Annotated in this window: 22 protein-coding genes and 1 riboswitch; of the genes, 6 read left to right on the top strand and 16 right to left on the bottom strand. The window is 67.6% G+C overall.

The annotated features are described in order from the left end of the window. Positions 1 to 35: 35 nt before the first annotated feature. Positions 36 to 1199 (top strand): cytochrome P450, encoded by a 1164-nt coding sequence (locus SK803_RS06895; RefSeq protein ID WP_319964931.1) that lies wholly within the window; start codon positions 36 to 38, stop codon positions 1197 to 1199. 62 nt (positions 1200 to 1261) lie between these two features. Here the strand turns inward: SK803_RS06895 and clpB are convergent, their stop codons facing one another. After that, entirely contained in the window at positions 1262 to 3844 is a 2583-nt protein-coding gene (gene clpB / locus SK803_RS06890; protein WP_319964930.1) for an ATP-dependent chaperone ClpB, read from the bottom strand. A gap of 147 nt (positions 3845 to 3991) precedes the next feature. Here clpB and SK803_RS06885 point away from each other — a divergent pair, with 147 nt between their 5' ends. Beyond that, entirely contained in the window at positions 3992 to 4375 is a 384-nt protein-coding gene (locus tag SK803_RS06885) for a VOC family protein (RefSeq protein ID WP_319964929.1), read from the top strand. On the opposite strand, the gene SK803_RS06880 is transcribed toward SK803_RS06885, so the two are convergent. After that, positions 4273 to 5931 carry an MDR family MFS transporter gene (locus SK803_RS06880; RefSeq protein WP_319964928.1) on the bottom strand — a complete coding sequence of 553 codons (1659 nt, stop codon included), beginning with the start codon at positions 5929 to 5931 and terminating at the stop codon, positions 4273 to 4275. The genes SK803_RS06885 and SK803_RS06880 overlap by 103 nt on opposite strands. A gap of 142 nt (positions 5932 to 6073) precedes the next feature. Continuing rightward, a complete protein-coding gene (locus tag SK803_RS06875) occupies positions 6074 to 6697 on the bottom strand; it encodes a pyridoxamine 5'-phosphate oxidase family protein (RefSeq protein ID WP_319964927.1) in 624 nt (207 codons plus the stop codon). A 303-nt stretch (positions 6698 to 7000) separates the two neighbouring features. Between SK803_RS06875 and SK803_RS06870 the strand changes: the two genes are divergently transcribed. Together SK803_RS06870 and SK803_RS06865 are read left to right on the top strand one after the other, a co-directional pair. Beyond that, the gene (locus SK803_RS06870) at positions 7001 to 8104 is read left to right on the top strand and encodes an FAD-binding oxidoreductase (RefSeq protein WP_319964926.1); all 1104 of its coding nucleotides are present in this window, start codon (positions 7001 to 7003) and stop codon (positions 8102 to 8104) included. Between the two features lie 6 nt (positions 8105 to 8110). After that, positions 8111 to 8195: riboswitch (ZMP/ZTP riboswitch) on the top strand. A 13-nt stretch (positions 8196 to 8208) separates the two neighbouring features. Then, on the top strand, positions 8209 to 9426 hold the full coding sequence (locus SK803_RS06865; protein ID WP_319964925.1) for a serine hydroxymethyltransferase: 1218 nt from the start codon (positions 8209 to 8211) through the stop codon (positions 9424 to 9426). On the opposite strand, the gene SK803_RS06860 is transcribed toward SK803_RS06865, so the two are convergent. Continuing rightward, complete coding sequence (locus SK803_RS06860; protein ID WP_319964924.1) at positions 9409 to 9984, bottom strand: TetR/AcrR family transcriptional regulator; 576 nt, start codon at positions 9982 to 9984, stop codon at positions 9409 to 9411. The two genes, SK803_RS06865 and SK803_RS06860, sit on opposite strands and share 18 nt — an antisense overlap. 85 nt (positions 9985 to 10069) lie before the next feature. Between SK803_RS06860 and SK803_RS06855 the strand changes: the two genes are divergently transcribed. Next, entirely contained in the window at positions 10070 to 10969 is a 900-nt protein-coding gene (locus tag SK803_RS06855) for an SDR family oxidoreductase (RefSeq protein WP_319964923.1), read from the top strand. Between the two features lie 307 nt (positions 10970 to 11276). Here SK803_RS06855 and SK803_RS06850 read toward each other — a convergent pair whose 3' ends face one another. The 9 genes from SK803_RS06850 to SK803_RS06810 all read right to left on the bottom strand — a co-directional run bounded on the left by SK803_RS06850 (position 11277) and on the right by SK803_RS06810 (position 18486). Then, complete coding sequence (locus SK803_RS06850) at positions 11277 to 11804, bottom strand: hypothetical protein (protein WP_319964922.1); 528 nt, start codon at positions 11802 to 11804, stop codon at positions 11277 to 11279. After that, positions 11780 to 12208, bottom strand: a complete 429-nt coding sequence (locus SK803_RS06845) for a heat shock protein transcriptional repressor HspR (protein ID WP_319964921.1) — start codon at positions 12206 to 12208, stop codon at positions 11780 to 11782. The genes SK803_RS06850 and SK803_RS06845 overlap by 25 nt, the downstream gene beginning before the upstream one ends. A gap of 5 nt (positions 12209 to 12213) precedes the next feature. Beyond that, positions 12214 to 13377, bottom strand: a complete 1164-nt coding sequence (dnaJ, locus tag SK803_RS06840) for a molecular chaperone DnaJ (RefSeq protein WP_319964920.1) — start codon at positions 13375 to 13377, stop codon at positions 12214 to 12216. 19 nt (positions 13378 to 13396) lie between these two features. Next, complete coding sequence (gene grpE / locus SK803_RS06835; protein ID WP_319964919.1) at positions 13397 to 14029, bottom strand: nucleotide exchange factor GrpE; 633 nt, start codon at positions 14027 to 14029, stop codon at positions 13397 to 13399. Next, positions 14026 to 15897, bottom strand: coding sequence for a molecular chaperone DnaK (dnaK, locus tag SK803_RS06830; protein WP_319964918.1), 1872 nt, complete (start codon positions 15895 to 15897; stop codon positions 14026 to 14028). Before dnaK ends, grpE begins: the two co-directional genes overlap by 4 nt. A gap of 187 nt (positions 15898 to 16084) precedes the next feature. Continuing rightward, positions 16085 to 16927 (bottom strand): DUF4097 family beta strand repeat-containing protein, encoded by an 843-nt coding sequence (locus SK803_RS06825; RefSeq protein ID WP_319964917.1) that lies wholly within the window; start codon positions 16925 to 16927, stop codon positions 16085 to 16087. A gap of 92 nt (positions 16928 to 17019) precedes the next feature. Beyond that, positions 17020 to 17574, bottom strand: a complete 555-nt coding sequence (locus SK803_RS06820) for a hypothetical protein (RefSeq protein WP_319964916.1) — start codon at positions 17572 to 17574, stop codon at positions 17020 to 17022. A gap of 4 nt (positions 17575 to 17578) precedes the next feature. Further along, entirely contained in the window at positions 17579 to 18166 is a 588-nt protein-coding gene (locus SK803_RS06815) for a TetR/AcrR family transcriptional regulator (RefSeq protein ID WP_319965041.1), read from the bottom strand. Then, positions 18163 to 18486, bottom strand: a complete 324-nt coding sequence (locus tag SK803_RS06810; RefSeq protein WP_319964915.1) for a DMT family transporter — start codon at positions 18484 to 18486, stop codon at positions 18163 to 18165. The genes SK803_RS06815 and SK803_RS06810 overlap by 4 nt, the downstream gene beginning before the upstream one ends. Positions 18487 to 18629: 143 nt before the next feature. Here SK803_RS06810 and SK803_RS06805 point away from each other — a divergent pair, with 143 nt between their 5' ends. Beyond that, a complete protein-coding gene (locus SK803_RS06805) occupies positions 18630 to 20891 on the top strand; it encodes a (Fe-S)-binding protein (protein WP_319964914.1) in 2262 nt (753 codons plus the stop codon). A 61-nt stretch (positions 20892 to 20952) separates the two neighbouring features. On the opposite strand, the gene SK803_RS06800 is transcribed toward SK803_RS06805, so the two are convergent. The 3 genes from SK803_RS06800 to SK803_RS06790 all read right to left on the bottom strand — a co-directional run bounded on the left by SK803_RS06800 (position 20953) and on the right by SK803_RS06790 (position 23355). Further along, positions 20953 to 21333: a phage holin family protein gene (locus SK803_RS06800; RefSeq protein WP_319964913.1), complete on the bottom strand. Its 381-nt coding sequence runs from the start codon at positions 21331 to 21333 to the stop codon at positions 20953 to 20955. Between the two features lie 32 nt (positions 21334 to 21365). Further along, a complete protein-coding gene (locus tag SK803_RS06795) occupies positions 21366 to 22649 on the bottom strand; it encodes a hypothetical protein (protein ID WP_319964912.1) in 1284 nt (427 codons plus the stop codon). 157 nt (positions 22650 to 22806) lie between these two features. Then, positions 22807 to 23355 (bottom strand): MarR family winged helix-turn-helix transcriptional regulator, encoded by a 549-nt coding sequence (locus SK803_RS06790; protein ID WP_319964911.1) that lies wholly within the window; start codon positions 23353 to 23355, stop codon positions 22807 to 22809. Positions 23356 to 23418: the final 63 nt, after the last annotated feature.

Below are 23418 nucleotides of genomic sequence, written 5' to 3'. Positions count from 1 at the left end.
TGAACTGGGCGCGCCAATTCGACGTGGTTCAGGACATGTCCGCCACGTTCCCGTTCACCACGCCGCGCTCGTTGGACAACGAGCCGGAGGCGCAAACCCTCCTCGCCTCCGAGGGGCCCGTCGTGCTCGCGAAGATGGGTCCGATCGACATCTGGCTGGCGTTGTCCTACGCCGCCTGCAAGCAGGTCCTCACCGATCCGCGCTTCAGTCGCGAGGAGGCCACCCGCCCCGGTGGCCCCGTCACGATCCCGTCCGCGGCCAACCCACTGGTCCTCACCTCGATGGAAGGCGGCAAACACGCCCGCACCCGCAAACTCGTGGCCTCCGCGTTCAGCCCGCGCATGGTCGCCACCCTGGAACCCCGCGTCCAGGCGATCGTCGACGCACTCCTGGACGCCCACCCCGCAGACCTCGTCGCCGGTCTCTGCACACCACTGCCCACGATGGTCATCTGCGAGCTGCTCGGAGCGCCCTACTCCGACGCTCCCGACATCCGCCGCTGGACCGGCGTGCTGATGACGTCCGTCCTGACGCCGGAAGAGCTTCGTCAGGCCGAGAACGACATGCAGGGCTTCCTCGCCGACCTGGTCGAGGAGAAGCGGGTCCGGCCCGACGACAAACTGATCACCGCCCTCGTCGAAGCCCACGACGAAGGCGGGCACCTCACGTCGGCCGAGATGCTCGCGAACCTGCAGATGCTGCTGGCCGCGGGCCACGACACAACGGTCAACCAGCTCGGCAACTCCCTGCTCACGTTGCTGAGGCACCCCGCGGAGATGCGCCGGCTGATCGACGACCCGTCGTTGATCGACACGGCCGTCGACGAGCTGCTGCGGTACTCGCGGCTGATGGCCGCGACCCTCCCTCGCGTCACCACCGAGGCGGTCGAGCTGGCCGGCGTGCGGCTGGAGAAGGGCGCCGCGGTGCTGCCGATCCTCTCCTCGGCCAACCGGGATCCTTCGGTGTTCCCGGATCCCGACCGGCTGGACCTCGGCCGGGCAGGCGCGGCGCCGTTGGCGATGGGCTTCGGGCCGCACTACTGCCTGGGTGCGCAGCTCGCGAAGCTGGAACTGCGGATCGCGCTGACCTCGGTGCTGAAACGGTTCCCGGGGTTGCGGCTGGCGGTGGACGAGTCGGAGCTGGCGTACCGGATGGAGACCAACGTCCGTGCGCTGGTCTCGCTGCCGGTTACGTGGTGAGTTAGCGCGGTACGACGAAGCGGCCCCGCCGATCAGGCAGGGCCGCCTCGAACGCACACAGGTCAGGCGCTGCGGCCCACGATCAGGCCCGAGTTGTCGTCCAGCACGTCGACCCGCACGGTGTCGCCGTCGCGCACCTCACCGGCCAGCAGCTCCTTCGCCAGCTGGTCACCGATCGCCGACTGCACCAGCCGCCGCAACGGCCGAGCCCCGTAGATCGGGTCGAAACCGTTCAGCGCCAGCCAGTCCCGCGCCGAGGCCGTCACGTCCAGCGTCAGCCGGCGGGCGGCCAGGCGGTTCGCCAGGCGGGTGATCTGGATGTCCACGATGGACGTCAGTTCCTCGGTGGCGAGCGCGTGGAACACCACGACGTCGTCGAGCCGGTTCAGGAACTCCGGCTTGAAGTGCCGTTGCACCACCGAGAGCACGGCGTCCTTGCGTTCCATCTCGGTCATCGACGGGTTCGTGATGGCCTGCGAGCCCAGGTTCGAGGTGAGCACCAGGATCGTGTTGCGGAAGTCGACGGTGCGGCCCTGGCCGTCGGTCAGGCGGCCGTCGTCGAGCACCTGCAGCAGCACGTCGAACACGTCCGGGTGCGCCTTCTCGACCTCGTCGAGCAGCACGACCGAGTAGGGGCGGCGGCGGACCGACTCGGTCAGCTGGCCGCCCTGGTCGTAGCCGACGTAGCCGGGAGGCGCGCCGACCAGGCGGGCCACCGAGTGCTTCTCGGAGTACTCGCTCATGTCGATGCGGATCATCGCCCGCTCGTCGTCGAACAGGAACGCAGCCAGCGCCTTGGCCAGCTCGGTCTTGCCGACGCCGGTGGGGCCGAGGAACAGGAACGATCCCGTCGGGCGGTCCGGGTCCGCGACGCCGGCACGCGTCCTGCGCACGGCGTCCGACACGACCCGCACGGCCTCGGCCTGGCCGACGACCCGGCGGGCGAGTTCGTCCTCCATGCGCAGCAGCTTGGCGGTTTCGCCTTCCAGCAGACGTCCCGCGGGGATGCCGGTCCACGCCGCCACGACGTCCGCGACGTCGTCGGGGCCGACCTCCTCCTTGAGCATGGCATCGTCCTGAGTGGACTCGGACGCTGCTTCGAGGTCCTTTTCCAGCGCGGGAATCCGGCCGTAGCGGAGTTCGGCGGCGCGGCCGAGGTCGCCGTCGCGCTCGGCCCGTTCCGACTCGCCGCGCAACGACTCCAGCTGCTCCTTCAGCGTCCGCACGCGGTCGATGGAGCCCTTCTCGTTCTGCCACCTGGCCGTCAGCCCGGACAGCTCCTCGCGCTTCTCGGCCAGCTCGGCGCGCAGGGCGTGCAGCCGTTCCACCGACGCGAGGTCGGATTCCTTGGCCAGCGCCATTTCCTCGATCTCGAGCCGGCGCACGGCACGTTCGACGGTGTCGATCTCGACCGGGCGGGAGTCGATCTCCATCCGCAGCCGGGACGCGGCCTCGTCGACGAGGTCGATCGCCTTGTCCGGCAGGAAGCGCGCGGTGATGTAGCGGTCCGACAACGTCGCCGCGGCGACGAGAGCGGCGTCGGTGATGCGCACGCCGTGGTGCACCTCGTAGCGTTCCTTGAGACCGCGCAGGATGCCGACGGTGTCCTCCACCGACGGTTCGCCGACCAGCACCTGCTGGAAGCGGCGTTCCAGGGCGGCGTCCTTCTCGATGTGCTCGCGGTACTCGTCCAGCGTCGTGGCGCCGACCATGCGCAGCTCACCGCGGGCCAGCATCGGCTTGATCATGTTGCCGGCGTCCATGGCCGACTCGCCGGTCGCGCCCGCGCCGACGATCGTGTGCAGCTCGTCGATGAACGTGATGACCTGGCCGGCCGAGTCGGTGATCTCCTTCAGGACGGCCTTGAGCCGCTCCTCGAACTCACCGCGGTACTTGGCGCCCGCGACCATCGAGCCGAGGTCCAGGGCCACGACCTTCTTGCCGCGCAACGACTCCGGCACGTCACCGGCCACCACGCGCTGCGCCAGGCCCTCGACGATCGCCGTCTTGCCGACGCCGGGTTCACCGATCAGCACGGGGTTGTTCTTGGTGCGCCGGGACAACACCTGCACGACCCGGCGGATCTCGGCGTCACGGCCGATCACCGGGTCGAGCTCGCCCTTGCGCGCGCGTTCGGTCAGGTCGACGCCGTACTTCTCCAGCGCCTTGTAGGTGCCCTCCGGGTCCGCCGACGTCACCCGCGCCGAGCCACGCACCTTCGTGAAGGCCTCGGTCAGCGCGTCGGGCGTCGCACCGTGCCGCCGCAGCAGGTCGGCCACCTGGCCACCGTGCTGCGCCAGCCCGACGAGCAGGTGCTCGGTGGACACGTACTCGTCACCCATCTCGGTGGCGAGCTCCTGCGCCTTGCCGAGCACCCGCACGGCGTCGCGCGAGAGTTGCGGGGCGGACACGGTCGAGCCGGACGCGCTGGGCAACGAGCGGGAGAGCTGCTCGAGCTCCTTGCGCACCTGCGCCGGGTCGGCACCTACCGCCGACAGCAACGGCGCGGTCAACCCGTCCGTCTGCGCCAGCAGTGCACTGAGCAGGTGCACGGATCCCACGTCCGGGTTCCCGTTGAGCGTTGCGGCCTGCACCGCCGCGGAAACCGCCTGCTGCGTCTTGGTCGTCGGGTTGAAAGCGTCCATTCCTCCACCTCGTGGTCAGCCTCCAGCATGGACCATCATCCCGCACAACGTCAGAAAAGTTGAGCGTGTTCCGCTCAACTATGGAACGTGACGAGCGTCCCCGAAAATCGCACGTCAGCTGACCCGGGTTAGGCGAAGATCTGCGCCATGACCTCCATCATCCACAACGTCACCGTCGACGCCCGCGACTCCTACGAGATCGCCTCGTGGTGGGGCCAGGTGCTCAACCTGCCGCTGCACCCGGACGACAACCCCGGCGACCCGGAGTGCATGGTCGTGCTGCCGAGCGGCATCAACTACCTCTTCATCAACGTGCCAGAGGGCAAAGAAATCAAGAACCGCCTGCACATCGACCTGCAGCCGACCGACGGCACCCGCGACCAGGAGGTGGAACGCCTGGTCGGCATCGGCGCGACGATCTTCGACGATCAGCGGCGCCCCGACGGCACCGGCTGGGTCACCATGCGCGACCCCGAGGGCAACGAGTTCTGTGTGGAACGCAGCGCAGCCGAACGCGCCGCGACCTCCTGATCGCTGTCACTCGAAAGCACCAACAGCTTGTCCACAGCGGAGACGGAGTTGTCCACAATCCGCTGTTCAGTATCCACAGGTGAATCAAGCTCAGTGGCGACCGTCTGTGCACTAGAACCCGTTGGGGTGACATCCACCGAGTCCCGCAGCGGCTGTTCCTTGATCAGCAGCACGGCGATCACCGTGAACACCGCGAGACCGGCGGCGATCAGGAACAGTTCACCCATCGCGTCGCCGTAGGAGTCCCGCACCACTGGGGAGAGGGAGCCGCGGTCGAGCGTCTTGGTGCTCACGTGGGCCGCCAGCACAGCGCCCAGCACCGAGACGCCGGCCGTCCCGCCCAGCGACCGCAGGAACGTGGCCGTGGAGCTGGCCGCACCGAGGTCCGCCATCCCCACGCCGTTCTGCACGGCCAGCACCAGGTTCTGCATGGTCAGCCCGACCCCGACACCCACCAGCGCCAGGTAGGCACCCATCAGCACCAGGTTCGTGCGGTGATCGATCGTGCCGAGCAACGCCAGCCCGATGACCAGCGAGAACGCGCCCCAGACCAGGTAGCTCTTCCACCTGCCGCTCTTGGCGATCAGCTGCCCGCTGACCGTGGACGAGATGCTCAGCCCCAGCACCAGCGGCACGGTCAGCAACCCGGCCTTGGTGGGCGAGAACCCGCGCGCGATCTGGAAGTACTGCCCCATGAACACCGAGGCCCCGAACATCGCCGTGCCGACCGCGATGCCACCGAGCATCGCCAGCACCACGGTCCGGTTCTTGAACAGGTGCAGCGGAATGACCGGCGAGCTGGCTCGCCGCTCGACGAAGTAGGCGCCGACGATGGCCAGCACCGCGCCACCGACGAAGAGGGCGCTCGCCCCGCTGATCCAGTCGAAGTTCTTGCCGGCGAACGACACCCACATCAGCACGAGGCTCACACCACCCGTGATGAGCGTGGCACCCAGGTAGTCGATCTTCACGTGCTGCTTCTTGGTGGGCAGGTGCAGCGTCTTGTGCAGCACGGCCAGCGCCACCAGCGCCAACGGCACGCAGACGAAGAAGCACCAGCGCCAGCCGGGCCAGTCGACGAGGAACCCGCCGACCAGCGGGCCGCCGACGGTGCCCGCGGAGATCACCATGCCGGTGTAGCCGCTGTACCTCCCGCGCTCACGCGGGCTGAGCAACGCGCCGACCACGACCTGGCCGAGCGCCTGCACACCGCCCATGCCCAGCCCCTGGACGACCCGGAACGCGATGAGCTGCTCCATGTTCTGACTCAGCCCGGACAGCACCGAGCCGACGACGAACAACACGATGCTGACCTGCAACAGCATCTTCTTGTCGAAGAGGTCCGCGAGCTTGCCCCACAACGGCGTGCTCGCGGTGGACGCGAGCAGCATCGCGGTGATGACCCAGGTGTACTGGGTCTGCGTGCCCTTGAGCTCGGCCAGGATCGTCGGGAGTGCGTTCGAGACGATGGTGGAGCTGAGGATCGCGACCAGCAGCGCTACCCAGATGCCGGACAGCGCTTCGAGGATCTCCCGATGCGACGAGGGCCGGTTCAAGCACACCTCCAGTAGTTAGTTGATGCCATACAACTATATCTGGAGATAGTTAGCTAGGCCAACTAATTCGGTGGCTGATCGGTCACACCCAAAAAGCGGGGACCTCACGTACCCGTTCAGTACGCAAGGTCCCCGCGTGCGGTCAGTTGGCGGTCTTGTCCGCCTTGACCCCGAAGAAGTCGCCGCCCTTGCGCTTGACGTCGTCGGTGCCCCAGTCCCGGACGCGGTCGACCGGGATCATCCGGGGGATGTGCTTGCGGCAGTGGATGTAGGCCTCCTGCACCTCGACCACCACCCACCGCTCGATCCGCCGGTCCTCCCCGGCGAACTCCGCGAACTCCTCCCGGGGCACGACCCGTGCGCGACCGTTCACGTGCAGCCCGATCAGGTCGTCGGCGAAGTCCACCATCAGCATCCCGACGTGCGGGTTCTCCATGATGTTGCCCAGGGACGCCATCACGCCGTTGCCGCGGTACTCGGGGTACACGACGGTCCGGGAGTCGACGACTCTCAGGAACCCCGCCGGCCCGGCCCGCAGGGTCGAGTCGCACTCCCCGTCGGCATCGGCGGTCGAGATGAACGCCATCTCCATCCGGCCCACGAACTCGGCCATCGCGGGGTTGAGGTGATCCAGGACCTGGTCCGAGTAGAAGCGTGTGGCGCGGTCCTGTGTCTCCAGGGCACATTGGAGGAAGTGCTCACCGCGTGAGCCAGGTAGCTCAACACGGTCGGGTGAGGTGGTTTCAGTCAGCTCAGGCAGGGACACGCGCCCAACCCAAGCACGCAAGCACGCAACCCGGTACAGACGGACCCTCACATTCACACTGTTGCGGTAACAACTAGTTGCGTACGGTAATCGTGCTTCGCTCGAAGGTGGCATCAAGGAGTCAAACAGCCCGATCAGGGGTTACTGTCCACCCTGTCGGGGGACGGATGCTTGACGAGGACGACAGCGCCTTGCTGGCGCCAATCAGATTGTGGAGACTGCGCGCGGACCATGACTGCGAACGCTGTGCTGAGCCCCATCCCTACCCCGCCTCACCGAGAACCTCCGCCTGGTGTCACCGCGATGGTGCGGATGATCCGGGAGAGCTTCGCGGTGGTGGAGCCGCATTCCGAAGAAGTGGCGAAGTTCTTCTACGGGATGCTCTTCTCGCTCTCGCCTGCCACACGCGAGATGTTCCCCGCGAACATGGAGGTCCAACGCAGCCGCCTGCTGCGGGCCCTCGTGCACGTGGTGCAGATGGTCGACCGTCCGGACGACCTCATCCCCTTCCTGCGTCAGCTGGGCCGTGACCACCGGAAGTTCGGTGTCATCAACGTCCACTACGAGGCGGTGGGGACCGCACTGCTGTCCGCGGTGAAGAAGTTCTCCGGTGCCGCCTGGACGCCGAAGGTCGAGATGGCCTGGGCCGAGGCCTACACGCTGATGGCGCGAGCCATGCAGGAGGCGGCCGACGCCGACAACGGGCCCGCGTACTGGCACGCGACGGTGCTGGAGCACCAGCGCGTCTCGTGGGACCTGGCCGTCGTGCGGCTGCAGCCCGACCACCCGGTCAACTACAAGGCCGGGCAGTACGTCAGCGTGGAGACGCCGCAGCGCAAGCGCCTGTGGCGGTACTACTCGCCGGCGAACGCCCCGCGTGAAGACGGCGTCATCGAGTTCCACATCCGGTCCGTCGACGGCGGCTGGGTGTCACGCTCGGTCGTCGGCCACACGCAGGCCGGTGACACCTGGCGCATCGGTCCGCCGATGGGACGTCTTTCGGTCGACCGCACGGCCGGCTCGGACATCCTGATGGTGGCCGGCGGCACGGGCGTCGCGCCGATGCACGCGATCATCGACGAGATGGCGCAGTACGGCGAGAACCCGCGTGTGCACCTGTTCTACGGCGGCCGCACCCGCGAGGACCTCTACGACCTGGACAACCTGCAACGCATCGCGACCACGAACCCGTGGCTCACGGTCGTGCCGGTGCTGGAGTCGGACCCCGGTGTCCGGGGCGTCGAGCAGGGCAGCCTGGCCGACGTGGTCACTCGTTACGGCGCGTGGGAGGAACGCGACGTCCTGGTCTGCGGCAGCCCCGCCATGATCAGATCGACGGTCTCCCGCATGCTGGTCGCCGGAACTCCGCTCGACCGGATCAAGTACGACCCGTTCACGCTGGACTAAGCTCGGCACGTCGAAAGCGACTGGCGTGCCGAGGGTGGAAGTGACCACCGGGAAGCGACGGCCGAGCGCACCGAACGCCTGGGTGCCCGGCGCGGAGTGATGCCGTGCTGCACGAAGTCGATCCCGAGATCGCCACCCTGATCCAGGCCGAACAACGCCGCCAGGCGAGCAAGCTGCGCATGATCGCGTCCGAGAACGACGTGTCGTCCGCCGTGCTTGAAGCAACAGGCTCGGTGCTGACGAACAAGTACTCCGAGGGCTACCCCGGCAAGCGGTACTACGAGGGCCAGCAGATCATCGACCAGGTCGAACAGCTCGCCATCGACCGGGCGAAAGCGCTGTTCGGCGTGGACCACGCGAACGTCCAGCCGCTCTCCGGCGCACCGGCGAACCTCGCCGTCTACCTGGCGTTCCTGCAGCCGGGCGACACCGTGATGGGCATGTCGCTCCCGATGGGCGGCCACCTCACCCACGGCTGGAACGTGTCCGCCACCGGCAAGTGGTTCCACGCGGTGCAGTACGACGTCCGCAAGGACACCGGCGTCGTCGACATGGACGAGGTCCGCACCCTCGCCCTCGCCGAACGCCCGAAGGTGATCTTCTGCGGCGGCACCGCGATCCCGCGCACGATCGACTTCCCGGCGTTCGCGGAGATCGCCAAGGAGATCAACGCCGTCCTGGTGGCCGACATCGCCCACATCGCCGGCCTGGTCGCAGGCGGCGCACACCCGTCACCGGCCGGGCACGCACAAGTGATCACCACGACCACGCACAAGACGCTGCGAGGCCCCCGCGGCGCGATGATCCTGTGCGACGCCGAACACGCCAAAGCCATCGACCGCGCCGTGTTCCCCGGCCTCCAAGGCGGCCCGCACGACCACACGACGGCCGCCATCGCCGTGGCACTCAAGGAAGCCTCACAGCCGGAGTTCCGCGACTACGCCCACGCGATCGTCGCGAACGCCAAGGCCCTGGCCGACGCCCTGCTGGACCGCGGCTTCGACCTGGTCTCCGGCGGCACCGACAACCACCTGATCCTGGTCGACCTCACCTCCAAACAACTGGGCGGCAAGCCGGCGGCCCGCGCCCTGGATCGCGCAGGCATCGAACTGAACTACAACGCCGTCCCCTACGACACCCGCAAGCCGTTCGACCCGTCCGGCATCCGCCTGGGCACGCCGGGAATCACCACCCGAGGCCTCCAGCCGTCTCAAATGCCGTTGATCGCAGACTGGATCGACCGAGCCATCACCGCCCACGACAACGACCAGGCCCTGGACCGCATCGCCGCCGAGGTCGAAGAACTACTCAGCACCCTCTAGCGCGGCAGCCGCAACCCGAACCTCTTCGAGCGTCCGGCGGGCGACTTCCCCGAAGTCCCCGCCGACCTCAAGCCACTCGCCGTACCCCCGCCGCAGCGCCAGCACACCCAACTCGGCAGCAACGGCCGCATCCAGCTCCGCCACGCCACGCCGCTCCAACGCCTCAACCATCGTGCGGGCAAACCCGGCCATCTTGAGCGCGTCCCTCTCCCGCAACTCGTCGTTGCCCGCAATCACCGCCAGCCGCCGAGGCCCGTTGGCACGCCGCTCCTCGGTGAACGTGACCGCGATCGCCACCAGCGCCCCCTCGACCGCCACCAGCGCCCCAGCCCCCTCAGGCGCACCACTGATCCCCGCGATCAACAACTCGACCAACTCGTCCTGGCCGCCGAACAACACCTCGCGCTTGTCCCGAAAGTGCCGGAAGTACGTGCTCTTGGTGAGCCCGGCCCGCTCAGCAATCTGCGCAACCGCCGTGTTCTCGTACCCCTGCTCGCTGAACAGGTCGAGCGCAGCACGCACCAACCGCTCCCGCGCGTCCGGCTCCCATCGACCCATGAGCCACATCCTAAGTGATGCGACTTGGTCCCATCACTCTGCTACGTTGATAAGACCAAGTCCCATCACTCACCGGAGTCGTTCCATGAAGGTCTTCGTCACCGGCGCCAGCGGCCACGTCGGCTCAGCCCTGGTCCCAGAACTCCTGCGAGCAGGCCACCAGGTCATCGGCCTGGCCCGCTCAGACACCTCAGCCACAAAACTCGTCACCCAAGGCGCCACCGCCCATCGCGGCGACCTGGACGACCTCGACGCCCTCCGCAAGGGCGCAGCCGAAGCAGACGCAGTGATCCACCTGGCGTTCAAGCACGAGGAAATGTTCAGGGGCGACTACAAAGCCGCCTCCGACGCCGACGTGGCCGTAGTCCGCGCCTTCCTGGACGAACTGTCCGGCACCACCAAGCCCCTCATCGGCACCGGCGGCACCCTGTCCTACTCCGGCCTGGGCCACACCGCCACCGAGGAAGAACGCGTCCCCGACGACCACAGCCGAGGCACCGCCCGAAACCTGATCATCGACGCCCACCACGTCCGAGGCGCCGTGGTGGTCCTGCCCCCAACCGTCCACAGTGAACTGGACACGGCAGGCTTCATCCCCATGCTCGTCAAAACCGCCCGCGCCACCGGCATCTCCGGCTACCCGGGCGACGGCACGAACCGCTGGTCCGCCACCCACACCCTGGACGCAGCACGCCTCTACCGCCTCGCCGCAGAAAAGGCTCCCGCAGGCTCAGTTCTGCACGCAGTAGCCGAGGAAGCCGTGACCATGCGAGAGATCGCCGAGGCCATCGGCCGAAAGCTGAACCTGCCAGTGGAAAGCATCCCCCTGGAACGAGCACAGGACCACTTCGGCCCACTGGCAAACATGGTCGCGCGAGACGCACCAACCTCCAGCGCACGCACGAAGGCGCTACTGGGCTGGGAACCAAAGGAACCCAGCCTCAGAGAAGACCTGAACGCCGGGTTCTACTTCGACCAGCAGTAAATCAACGCAAAGCCGAAGGCGAGCCGACCCGACGGCGAAGCCGAGGCGTCTTTAACGCTTGAAACGGGAGGTTCCGGTGGGTGGTCCCGTCACGAGTCGTGCCTCAGCTCTTGCGCTCTGGCCCGGCTTGTGACGGGACCACCCACCCGAACCGCACCACCCACGCAACGCAACTCCGCCCAAAGCAACAGGCGTGCCATCAACCCGCCGGTGGCGTGGACAAGGTCCTTGATCAGATTGGCGGGGTCCGGGGCGGAGCCCCGAAATCCCTGAACCGGAACCAACGCACCCAACCCGACCACCCGCATCAACGCCAAACTTCCAGCGCCATATGAGCTTCAGAAATCCTGCCGTCGGGGTCAGGCCCACCCAGCGCAGCTTCCTCAAGCACAGCAAGAGGTTCCACCCCACGCAACCACGTGGCCAGCGCCCCGTCAGCATCCTTGCTACCCACAACGTCCCCGACAAGCGCCGCCAACGCATGCGGTACCGCCAGGAAGTAATCCTGGATGACCGCCTGCTCCCGCGAGTCGCCCTCCGCATGGGCCTCGACCGCCAACCGCAGCCAGAAAAAGTCCGCATCAAGCGAACCACCTGCGATCAACTCCAGCACTCGCGGCAGCAGGTAGCGCCTGAAGCCCTCATCGCCGATCGTCCCCGACCGCAACCAGTACTTCTCAACCTGCCCAGCAGTCAGCTCACGCAACGCCACGGCAGTGAAAGGCGCGATGTCGGCCGGGTCGACGCAGTGATTGCAGAACTCGACCACTCGCGGACGTGGCGCTGCGAACAACTCATACAGACGCTCAATCACTTGCGAGGCTTCGGCTTCCACACCACCAGCGCGGTCTCCTGCCGAACCGGCACCAGATCCCGCCGATAAGAAGCGTGCACAGCGGCCGCAGCGGAATCCGCGGCCGCCAACGCGTTGGCCAGCTCCGCGGTCAACTCGGAAACCCGAGCCCGCAACGCATCCACCTGATTCTCCAGGTCGATGATCCGCTTGATCCCGGCGAGGTTCACGCCCTCGTCCTGCGAGAGCCGCTGAACCTCGCGCAGCAGCACGATGTCCCGCATCGAGTACCGCCGCCCGCCCCCGGAAGTCCGCCCGGGGGAAACCAGCCCCATCCGGTCATAGGACCGCAGCGTCTGCGCGTGCAGCCCGGACAGCTGCGCGGCCACCGAGATCACGAAGAACGGCGTGTCCTCATCAGTCCCAGGAGGGAACGGAAAACCCACCGAACTCACCGCCCTTCAAGCAGCGCGTTCAAATCTCCACGCGGGTCATGGTCACCGGTGACGTCCGCATACGTCTCGAGAGCCTTGCGGGCCTCGGACGACAGGTTGTTCGGCACGGCGACCTCCAGGGTGATCAGGAGATCGCCCGCGGTCCCGTCCCGCTTCGTGATCCCCTTGCCCCGAGCCCGCAGCACTCGCCCGGAGGCGGTTCCCGCAGGCACCTTCAAGGTCACCTTGCCGTCCAGCGTCGGCACGGTCAACGTCGTTCCCAGAGCCAGCTCGGAGAACGTCATCGGTGCCGTGAGCGTGAGGTCGTTGCCCTTGCGGCCGAACACGCTGTGCGGGTTCACGTGCACGCGCACGAACAGGTCACCGGAGGGTCCGCCGTTGCGGCCCGGTTCGCCTTGTCCCGCAAGGCGTATCCGTTGGCCGTCGTCAACGCCGGACGGGATGCGCACGGTCAGCGTGCGCGTCCGGGTGCTGATGCCGTCGCCACCGCATTCGGAGCACGGGTCGTCGATGATCCGGCCGGTGCCGCGGCAGTCGCGGCAGGGCTCGCTGAACGCGAACGCGCCCTGCGACCGCGTGACGAGGCCGGAACCAGAGCAGGTCGCGCAGACGTGCGGCGTGGTGCCAGGCTTGGCGCCCGAACCACCACACGTCGTACAGGCGGCAGGGGACGACAGGCGCAACGGCACCGTCGCTCCCTTGACCGCCTCGGTGAAGTCGATGCGGACGTCGGTCTCGACGTCCTCGCCACGACGCGGGCGGGTGGGCGAACCGGCCGCCCCGCCACTGCGCCGGTTGAACAGGCCGCCGAGCAGGTCGCCCAGGCCGCCGCCACCGGTGCCCTGCGCGGCACGGCCGAACAGGTCGTTGACGTCGAAGCCGCCGGCCCCGCCACCGAAGCCGCCGGGGAAGCCGCCGCCGCCCGCGAACAGACGGCGGGCCTCGTCGTACTGCTTGCGCTTGGCCGGGTCCGACAGCACGCCGTAGGCCTCGGAGACCGACTTGAAGCGGGCCTCGGCCTTGGCGTCGCCGGGGTTCGCGTCGGGGTGCAGCTCGCGGGCGAGCTTGCGGTACGACTTCTTGATCTCGTCCGCCGACGCGTCGGAGGAGACACCCAGCTCGCGGTAGAAGTCCTTCTCGATCCAGTCCCTGGCACTCACCGGATGTCTCCTCCTCTCGTCATTCCTGTTCGGCCTGCGGTGCGGCGGCAGGCTCGTGGTCCGTCACCGCGACGAGCGCGGGGCGGACGAGCTTGTCGCCGAACCGGTAGCCGCGGCGCAGGACGGCGGTGACCGTCGGTCCGTCGACGTCCGGGGACGTGTTGTGCTGCACAGCCTCGTGCACCGACGGGTCGAACGCCTCGCCCTCGTGCGCGAACGGCTCCAGGCCGGTCTTCGACAGCGTGGACACGAGCTTGTCCGCCACCGCCTTGAACGCGCCGGTCAGGTCGCCGTGCGCGGCGGCCCGTTCGACGTCGTCCAGCACCGAGAGCAGCTCGGAGGCCACGGACGCCTTCGCGTTGTTGATCACCGCTTCGCGGTCGCGTTCCACCCGCTTGCGGTAGTTCGCGTACTCGGCGGTGAGCCGCTGGAGGTCGGCGGTGCGCTCGTCGAGCTGGGACTTCAGCTCGGCGGCCACCTCGTCCACGACCTCGGCGACCAGGGGTTCGTCAGCAACAGCCGGAGCAGTGCCTTCCTCGGCAACGTGGGCCGGCACCCGGACCTCACCCGTTTCGGGGTCGATCCGGCGCCGGTCGTTCACGACTACCTGAGGCTGCTCCTCGTCAGGGGCGGCATGCCTCGGCTCGGTCACTTCTTCTCGTCCTCGTCCACGATCTCGGCGTCGACGACGTCGTCCTGGCCGGCCTTCGCACCGGCGCCGGCACCCGCGGCACCCGGCGCGTCAGCACCAGGGGCCTCGGCACCGGGAGCACCCGGAGCGTTGGCGTAGATGGCCTGGCCGATCGCCTGGGACTCGGTCGCGAGCTTCTCGACCGCCGTCTTGATGGCGTTGATGTCGGTGCCCTTGAGCGCCTCGTTCGCCTCGGCGATCGCGGCGTTGACCTTGTCCTTGATCTCGGCCGGGAGCTTGTCGTCGTTCTCCTTGACGACCTTCTCCGTCTGGTAGACCAGCGTCTCGGCCTGGTTGCGGACCTCGGCCTCCTCGCGGCGGCGCTTGTCCTCCTCGGCGTGCGCCTCGGCGTCCTTGACCATGCGGTCGATGTCGTCCTTCGGCAGCGCGGAGCCACCGGTGATCGTCATCGACTGCTCCTTGCCGGTGCCGAGGTCCTTCGCCGACACGTGGACGATGCCGTTCGCGTCGATGTCGAAGGTGACCTCGATCTGCGGCACGCCACGCGGGGCCGGGGGCAGGCCGGTCAGCTCGAACATGCCGAGCTTCTTGTTGTGCGCCGCGATCTCACGCTCGCCCTGGAAGACCTGGATCTGCACGGACGGCTGGCTGTCGTCGGCCGTCGTGAAGGTCTCGGAGCGCTTGGTCGGGATCGTGGTGTTGCGCTCGATCAGCTTGGTCATGATGCCGCCCTTGGTCTCGATGCCGAGGGACAGCGGGGTGACGTCGAGCAGCAGGACGTCCTTGACCTCACCCTTGAGGACACCGGCCTGCAGGGCGGCGCCGACGGCGACGACCTCGTCCGGGTTCACGCCCTTGTTGGGCTCGCGACCGCCGGTCAGCTCCTTGACGAGCTCCGCGACGGCGGGCATGCGGGTCGAGCCACCGACGAGCACGACGTGGTCGATGTCGCCGACGGAGACGCCGGCGTCCTTGATCACGTTGTTGAACGGCGCGCGGGTGCGCTCCAGCAGGTCGTTCGTGATGCGCTGGAACTCGGCGCGAGACAGCGTCTCGTCGAGGAACAGCGGGTTCTTGTCACCGTCGACGGTGATGTACGGCAGGTTGATCGACGCCTGCGAGGAGCTCGACAGCTCGATCTTGGCCTTCTCCGCAGCCTCACGGATGCGCTGAAGGGCCATCTTGTCCTTGGTCAGGTCGATGCCGTTGGCCGACTTGAAGCGCTCGACCAGCCAGTCGACGACGCGCTGGTCCCAGTCGTCGCCACCGAGGTGGTTGTCACCGGAGGTCGCGCGGACCTCGACGACGCCGTCACCGAGCTCGAGCAGCGAGACGTCGAACGTGCCGCCACCGAGGTCGAAGACCAGGATGGTCTGCTCCTTCTCGCCCTTGTCGAGGCCGTACGCCAGAGCGGCGGAGGTCGGCTCGTTGACGATGCGGAGCACGTTGAGACCCGCGATCTGGCCGGCCTCCTTGGTGGCCTGGCGCTGCGCGTCCTCGAAGTAGGCGGGGACGGTGATCACGGCGTCCGTGATCTCCTCGCCCAGGTACGCCTCGGCGTCGCGCTTGAGCTTCATCAGCACGCGCGCGCTGATCTCCTGCGAGGTGTACTTCTTGCCGTCGATCTCGTCGGTCTGCCAGTTCGTGCCGATGTGGCGCTTGACCGAGCGAATGGTGCGGTCGACGTTGGTGACGGCCTGGTTCTTCGCGGGCTGACCCACGAGGACCTCGCCGTTCTTGGCGAACGCGACGATGGACGGGGTCGTCCTCGAGCCCTCCGAGTTGGCGATGACCGTCGGCTCACCGCCCTCGAGAACGGCGACGACGGAGTTGGTCGTCCCCAAGTCGATGCCGACTGCACGCGCCATTGGAGTTCCTTCCGCTAGTACTTGTTGAGCGTTGCTGACTCAAGTTTGCCATCTCGCCCAACCTTGAGCCTACCCGACTCAAGCTTTCTGACTGTCCCAACGGACGGCAAAGTCTGGTTGTTCCCTCAGAACGCGAAGAAGGCCACCCCTTGTGGAGTGGCCCTCAACACACATCGACCCTCGGAACTCAGGCCGCGAACACCTGGACGTCCCCGGAGCCGGTGGTGAGGTTGAGTTCGAGTGACGCACCCGGATCGGTCGGCACGTGGATCGCCCGCTCACCGCTGCCCGACGAGCCGACGATCTTGAACGGGCCCCCTGGCACTCGGACGACGACCTCGCCGGACCCGGTGTTGGCCCGCACGGAGTTCGCCGCCGACAACATCAGTTCGATCCGCCCCGAGTCAGCCTTCGCGATCACCTCGCTCGCCATCGAGGTGGCGTTGATGTCCCCGGAACCGGTGCCGAGCAGCGCCTTGCCCCTGATCGCGTCCAGCACGATCCGGCCGGACCCCATGTCGGCCGTGACGGCGCCCCCGATCCGGCCGCCCTCGAAGTCACCGGATCCGGCCTTCACCTTGACGTCCCCCGCGATGTCGCGGGCGATGATCCTGCCGGAGCCGGTCCTGAAGTCGACGGCGGCCAGCCCCTCGATGGTCGCGTCCCCCGAACCGGTGTCACCGATCAGCGAGATGTCCGCGGACGGGACCAGCACCGTGTAGTTGATCTCGCAGTTCCTGCCGCAGCCGTCCAGCACGAGCGTGCTGCCCTCGATGCGGTGCGCGATGCCCGAGGGCTTGTTGTCCTTCATGTGCTCGACCTTGCGGTGGATCTGCGTCTCGGCCAGCCCCTGCTGGTACCGGATCGACACGTCCCCCGCGCCGTCCTCGCCACGCACCTTCACCGACGTGAACTTCTCCGCGACGACGTGGTCGTCCTGGAACTCGTACTTCATGATGCGAATGCCACAGCCCGTCAGCACTGTGAGCACCGCCCCCGCAAGCAACGCCACCAGCGCCGTCCTCATCATGTGCACAAAACTAGAGGTGGCGGTGCTCAGCTACACGGCAGTCAGCCCCCGAAGGCGGGGTGGGGTTGTCCCTACCTGATCCGGACGGAAGATCAGACCAGGTCTTCGAGGACCGCGCGCAGGGCCGGAGCGGTGCGCGCGGGGTCGTTCAGGAACCGGGTCGAGGCGAGCACGTACGCGGGTGCGATCCGTTCCCACATCAGGCCGTCGACCGGCACCTCGACGATGTGCAGCTCCACGCTCTGCGCCCACCGGCCGATCCGCGACTCGATGCCCCGCAGCACGTCGCCGATCGGCAACGCCGCGGGACTCTGCACCCGGTGCAGCTGCTCGATGCCCGGCTTCATCGCGAGCACCGCGGCCCGAGAAGCCGGTCGGGTCAGCAACGCCTCGGCGTCCTCGGGTGTCACGGGCTCGGCGCCCCGCGTGCACGCGTCCAGCGCGTCGGCCCACCAGCCCGGCCACTCGGCGGTCACGGCGGCACGGTCGACCCCCGCGGGCACCTGCACCGGCAGCGCCGGTTCCAGGCCCGGCACGTGCGGCTCGACGTCGACCGACAGGGCCAGGGTGTCGCGCACGTAAAGCGCTGCCAGCAGCCCGAGGCTCACCCCGTGGCCGATGCCGGACACCTCTCGCGCGAACTTCATGACTTCATTGTTCCCTCGTCGTGGCGGTGAAATCGTCGCGGCCGCGGATCAAGAAGGACACAATTGGCTCCAGCTCGTCCTCGTTCGGAGCAACGTCGGCGATCAGGCCCTGGATCAGCAGCCCGTCGACGGCCGCGAGGAACGCGCGGAACGCCACCGGGTCCGCCGGCCGCACCGCCTCCACGGCCAGGTCGAGCCACCTGCGCGCGGCCGCCTTCAGCTCGGGACGCCGACCGGCGAGCAGGTACAGCTCATATTCGGCGAGAGTGCGGCCGCGGTTCTCGTCGACCGCTTTCGCCAGGCTGCGCGCGATCTCACGGGCCGTGCCGCTCGCGACGACCTGCAGCACGTCGTCGCACAGCTCTTCGGCGGACCACAGCAGGGTGGCGATCAACAGGTCGTCGAGGGTCGAGAAGTAATAGGTCGGCGCCGTCGTCGGCACGCCTGCTTCCCGGGCCACACTGCGATGCGTCACGCCGGCGATGCCTTCGCGTTCGATCACGCGCAGGGTGGCCTCGATGATCGCGTGGCGCTTCTTCTCACCGCGCGCCTTGCGGCCGTCGATCTTCGGACTGGCTACGACTGCGGTCAGTGCGTCCTCCCGAGCTCGAGCGTCACCACGCCTCCGATGATCAGAACCAACCCGATGACCATCGTGGGGTTGAGGGTCTCGCCGAGGAACTTCCAGCCGATGATCGCAACGGCTGCTACGCCGACAGCTGACCACACGGCGTAGGCGACGCCCACGGGCATACCCAACTTCAACGCGCGCGAAAGCGCCGTGAAGGCGATGGCGTAACCGACGACGACCACCACAGACGGCCACAGTCTGCTGAAGCCCTCCGACAGCTTCAACGACACGGTGGCGGCAATCTCTCCCACGATCGCCGCAGCGAGATACAGGTACAACACGGCGACCTCCGGGTTCCCGACCAACTACTTGAACAAGTGTTCCACAAGTTTTTGATCAATTTCCGGATACTTGACCGGTACGTGAGGAGACACCGGCCACGTCCAAGTGGTTACCCGCGAGTAACGTGGCCTAGAATCCCGCCATGACCCTCCAGCTGGTTCTCGGACTCGTCGCCGTGGCGGTGAGCGTCGTCGCCTGGGGCGTGTTCGTCGCCGCCGTGCTGAAGCAGATCAAGATCATTCGGCTCGGCCAGCCGGACGGCACCCGCATGGGGCCGTTCGTGCCGCGCATGAAGACGATGATCGTCGAGTTCGTGGCGCACACCAGAATGGCGAAGTTCCGTTCGGTCGCCCCGTGGCACTGGATGGTGATGTGGGGCTTCCTCATCGGCTCCGCGGTGCTGTTCGAGGCGTACGGCGAGGTGTTCGACCCGCACTTCCACTGGCCGATCATCGGTACGTGGTCGGTCTGGCTGCTGCTGATCGAACTGCTGGGCCTCGGCACCGTGGTCGGCGGTGTGGCGCTCGCGATCATCCGCCAGCGCAACCACCCGCGCCGCGCCGACCGGGTCTCCCGCTTCCAGGGTTCCGACTTCAAGTCCGCCTACTTCGTCGAGGCGGTCGTGATCATCGAGGGTGTCGGCATCCTGATGGTCAAGGCGTTCAAGCAGTCGAGCGGCCTGGAGGTCGCGCCGCTGTGGACGTCGTTCGTGACGCAGCCGCTCGCGCAGATCCTGCCCGCCGCGCCCATCTGGGTGTCGGTGATGGCGCTGGTCAAGCTGCTGAGCGGCATGATCTGGCTGATCGTGGTCGGCCGGAACCTCACGATGGGCGTTGCCTGGCACCGCTTCTCGGCGTTCTTCAACATCTACTTCAAGCGCGAGGACGACGGTGGCGTCGCTCTCGGCGCGCTGAAGCCGATGATGTCCGGCGGCAAGGTGCTGGACCTGGAAGAGGCGGACCCGGACAAGGACGTGTTCGGCGTCGGCAAGGTCGAGGACTTCACCTGGAAGGGCGTCCTCGACTTCTCCACCTGCACCGAGTGCGGCCGCTGCCAGTCGCAGTGCCCCGCCTGGAACACCGGCAAGCCGTTGTCCCCCAAGCTCGTCATCACGCAGCTGCGCGACCACATGTACGCGAAGGCGCCGTACCTGCTGGCCGGCGGCTCGCGCGACATGGCCGGTGACGAGGTCGGCCTGACCGAGGACAAGTACGAGGACTACAAGAAGCGTCTCGAGTCCATCGACGTGCTGGCGATGGCGGAGTCCGAGCGCCCGCTGGTCGGCGGCCCTGACGAGCTCGGCGTCATCGACCCCGAGGTGCTGTGGTCCTGCACGACCTGTGGCGCGTGCGTCGAGCAGTGCCCCGTGGACATCGAGCACGTCGACCACATCGTCGACATGCGCCGCTACCAGGTGCTGATCGAGTCGAACTTCCCGTCCGAGCTCGGCGGCATGTTCAAGAACCTGGAGAACAAGGGCAATCCCTGGGGCCAGAACTCCAAGGACCGCCTGGCGTGGACCGAGGGCCTCGAGTTCGAGGTGCCGGTGTTCGACGGCGAACTGGGCGACGCCGAGTACCTGTTCTGGGTCGGCTGCGCCGGTGCGTACGAGGACCGCGCGAAGAAGACCACGCGCGCCGTCGCCGAACTGCTGCACACCGCCGGGGTCAAGTACACGGTGCTCGGCCCGGAGGAGACCTGCACCGGCGACCCGGCCCGCCGCGCCGGCAACGAGTTCCTGTTCCAGATGCTCGCGCAGCAGAACGTCGAGGTGCTCAACTCGGTGTTCGAGGACCGGCCCGCCGGTCAGCGCAAGATCGTCGTGACGTGTGCGCACTGCTTCAACACGCTGGCCAACGAGTACCCGCAGGTCGGTGGCACCTACGAGGTCGTGCACCACACGCAGCTGCTGAACAAGCTGGTGCGCGAACGTCGCCTGGTGCCGGTCGCGCCGGTCACCGAGGACGTCACGTACCACGACCCGTGCTACCTGGGCCGCCACAACAAGGTCTACGAAGCACCGCGTGAGCTCATCGGGGCGTCCGGCGCGAAGCTGCGCGAGATGCCGCGCCACGAGGAACGTTCCATGTGCTGTGGCGCCGGTGGTGCGCGCATGTGGATGGAAGAGCGGATCGGCAAGCGCATCAACGTCGACCGCGTGGACGAGGCGTTGTCCACCGCGCCGTCGAAGATCGCGACCGGCTGCCCGTTCTGCCGCGTGATGCTCACCGACGGCGTGACCGCCCGTCAGGCCGACGGCCAGGCGGGGGCGCACGTCGAGGTCGTGGACGTGGCGCAGATGCTGCTGGAGTCCGTGAAGCGCGGCACGGAGAAGCAGGACACGCCGACCGACGAGGTGCCGACCGGCACGCCGCTGCCGGACCAGGACAAGTCGAAGGTCTGAGTCTCCGCAAGAGAAAGGCCCTCGGTCCGATGTGGACCGAGGGCCTTTCTCGTTCGGTGGGTCAGTCGTTGTCGGTGATCTTGTCGTAGACCACGTTCAGCACCCAGCCGGTCAGGGCGACGATGATCGCGCCCCAGAACGCGGGCCAGAAACCGTCGACGCGGAACGGAAGGTCCAGCTGCTCGGCGATCCACCCGGTGAACATGAACAGCAGCGCGTTCACCACGAGCCCGATCAGGCCGAGCGTGACCAGGTAGAACAGGCAGCCGAAGAACTTCACGAGCGGCTTCACCACCGCGTTCACCAGACCGAAGATCACCGCGACGCCGATAAGCGTGAGGATCCGCGATCCGGTGCTGCCCTCGCCCAGATCGATGCCGGGGAGCGCCGTCGACACCCAGACCGCCACGGCAGTCAGCAGCACTTGCACCAGAATGCCCATGCCGCAGACTAACCGTGACGGGTCCTAAGTGGTCAGGAGCGTCGGCGGCGTGCCACGAAGAACGCGCTCATACCGGCCGCGAGCAGCAGCGCGCCCAGCCCCAGGAAGCCGAACACCGACGCACCGGTCGACGCGAGGCCGGACTTGTTGCCCGCCTGGGCCACGGCCGGGTTCGTAGTGGTGGTCGGCGCGGCGGTGCTGGTCGACGACGGCGCGCTCGGCTCGGTCGTGGTGCCCTTCTCGACGACCTTGATCGCGATCGGTGGCACCAGGACGTTGTTCCTGCGGTCGACGTCCTTCAGGTTGCCGTAGTTGAAGCGCACGATCGGCTGCACCTTGTCGAACGTGAGGTCGTTCAGCTCGACCTTGAGCACGACGTCGGCCTTCTCGCCCGGCAGGATCTTGGCGACGGTTTCGAACTCGTCGTCGCTGCCGTTGACGAACTTCACGTTGTCGCTGTGCGACACCAGCTTCGCGACGAACTCCGCCATGACCACGGACGGCACGACCGGCACGTCGCCCTTGTTCGAGAGCGTCAGCTTGACGTCGATCTGCTCACCGAGGACGTAGGTGTCCTTGGCCGGCGCGACTGCGGCGGCCAGCGCGATGTCGGCCTTGGCCTCGAAGTAGCGCAGGTCGACGCGCTGCGCACGGCTGTTGGTGTCCGGGACCAGCTTGCGCGTGCCGGTCAGCCAGTCGATGTCGTGGTCGGCCTTCGGCTTGGCCAGCGCGAGGCCGCCCAGCGTGAGGTCCGGCGCGGTCACCGTCAGGTCGGCCAGCGGGAGGTCGAGCAGGTAGGAGCCGTCCGCCTTGGCCTCGGTCTCGACGTTGACGTCGGCGCCGGTCTGGCTCTTGCCGGTGACCTTGACCTTGCCGCCGTGCGTCTTCTCGTCGTCCTGCTTCACGCCGTCACCGTTCGCGTCGACGAAGGTGAAGCCGTTGAGGAAGTAGCCGCGCAACGGGAAGTTGGCGTCCGACTTGGACTCCGACGTGCCGTACCCGATCTTGGTCGTCGTGTAGTCCGTCATGTCGTTGTTGTTGACGATGTACGTCGGCCCCTTCGGCAGGACGGCCTTGAACCTGCCGTCCGCGCCGGTCGGGAAAGTGCCGACCTCTTCGTTGGTGTCCTGGACGCGGATCCTGACGCCGGTGCCGTTGGCCCGGACGTTCTCGCCCTCGCTGAAGGCGTTGTCGCCGTTGCGGTCGAGGAAGAACAAGCCCTCGATGGTGATCTTCTCGTCCTGAGCCGCGGCCGACGTGGCCGCGACGGGCAGGGCGAGGGCGGCCGTCATCGCGACGGCGAAAACCTTCTTCACTGATCCCCCAGCGTTCGATTGCTCCACTTAGGACATCGAAACGCCGGGGGTCAGCGTTGCGTGATGCCGGTCACTCCGACAGTGGATAGCCACCCATGTCGCACCCCTCCCTCTCGCGCCAGTTAGCACGATATCGGATAGTACGAGTTCGTAGCAATTAGTCCTTGTCGAGCGCGAGCCTCGTCCGCCGGTGTGCGGGACCCAGCTCGCCGCTCAGCACTTCCATCACCTGACGCAGCAGGTCACGCAGGTTCTCCAGGTCGCCACCCGGCAGTGTGGTGAAGAGGTCGCGCTCCCGTGCGGCCTGACCGGCGACGATCTGCAGGAAGATCTCGCGGCCGGCGTCCGTGAGCGTGGCGGGCAACGACCGGCGGTCACTCGGGTCGAGTTCGCGGACCACGAGCCCCGCCTTCTCCAGCCGGTCGAGGCGGCTCGTGATCGTGGTGGCCGGGCTCAGCGTGCCGTTCGCGAGCTGCTTGGGCGTGAGCCGGTGCGGCGGCCCGATCCAGAAGAGCCGCGCGAGGATCTCGTAGTCGGCGCGGTTGAGCCCGTGCGGTGCGGCGATCTCCGTGGCGAGGAAGTCGAGGTACTTGCTGATCTGGTGCACCCGGTCGACCACGCCTTCGACCACCGGATCGATCGCCGGAACCATGGCCCTCCACGACTCGACCTCGGCATCGGTGTCGTCCGCACCACGCTTGCCCATCACACGATGGTAGTTGCGCCGACATGCGGAACGGCCCGCGTCTCTCCCGGACGCGGGCCGCTC

This window comes from Lentzea miocenica (genome assembly GCF_033949945.1).
Taxonomy (GTDB): Bacteria; Actinomycetota; Actinomycetes; order Mycobacteriales; family Pseudonocardiaceae; genus Lentzea; species Lentzea miocenica.
This window is presented reverse-complemented; position numbering and strand designations above follow the sequence as displayed.

Excerpts from the sequence above, each read along its gene's own strand:
- SK803_RS06895 (WP_319964931.1), top strand. The coding sequence starts at position 36 with ATGTCCGCCACGTTCCCGTTCACCACGCCGCGCTCGTTGGACAACGAG.
- clpB (WP_319964930.1), bottom strand. The coding sequence starts at position 3,844 with ATGGACGCTTTCAACCCGACGACCAAGACGCAGCAGGCGGTTTCCGCG.
- SK803_RS06885 (WP_319964929.1), top strand. The coding sequence starts at position 3,992 with ATGACCTCCATCATCCACAACGTCACCGTCGACGCCCGCGACTCCTAC.
- SK803_RS06870 (WP_319964926.1), top strand. The coding sequence starts at position 7,001 with ATGGTGCGGATGATCCGGGAGAGCTTCGCGGTGGTGGAGCCGCATTCC.
- SK803_RS06860 (WP_319964924.1), bottom strand. The coding sequence starts at position 9,984 with ATGGGTCGATGGGAGCCGGACGCGCGGGAGCGGTTGGTGCGTGCTGCG.
- SK803_RS06855 (WP_319964923.1), top strand. The coding sequence starts at position 10,070 with ATGAAGGTCTTCGTCACCGGCGCCAGCGGCCACGTCGGCTCAGCCCTG.
- dnaK (WP_319964918.1), bottom strand. The coding sequence starts at position 15,897 with ATGGCGCGTGCAGTCGGCATCGACTTGGGGACGACCAACTCCGTCGTC.
- SK803_RS06825 (WP_319964917.1), bottom strand. The coding sequence starts at position 16,927 with ATGATGAGGACGGCGCTGGTGGCGTTGCTTGCGGGGGCGGTGCTCACA.
- SK803_RS06820 (WP_319964916.1), bottom strand. The coding sequence starts at position 17,574 with ATGAAGTTCGCGCGAGAGGTGTCCGGCATCGGCCACGGGGTGAGCCTC.
- SK803_RS06805 (WP_319964914.1), top strand. The coding sequence starts at position 18,630 with ATGACCCTCCAGCTGGTTCTCGGACTCGTCGCCGTGGCGGTGAGCGTC.
- SK803_RS06800 (WP_319964913.1), bottom strand. The coding sequence starts at position 21,333 with ATGGGCATTCTGGTGCAAGTGCTGCTGACTGCCGTGGCGGTCTGGGTG.
- SK803_RS06790 (WP_319964911.1), bottom strand. The coding sequence starts at position 23,355 with ATGGGCAAGCGTGGTGCGGACGACACCGATGCCGAGGTCGAGTCGTGG.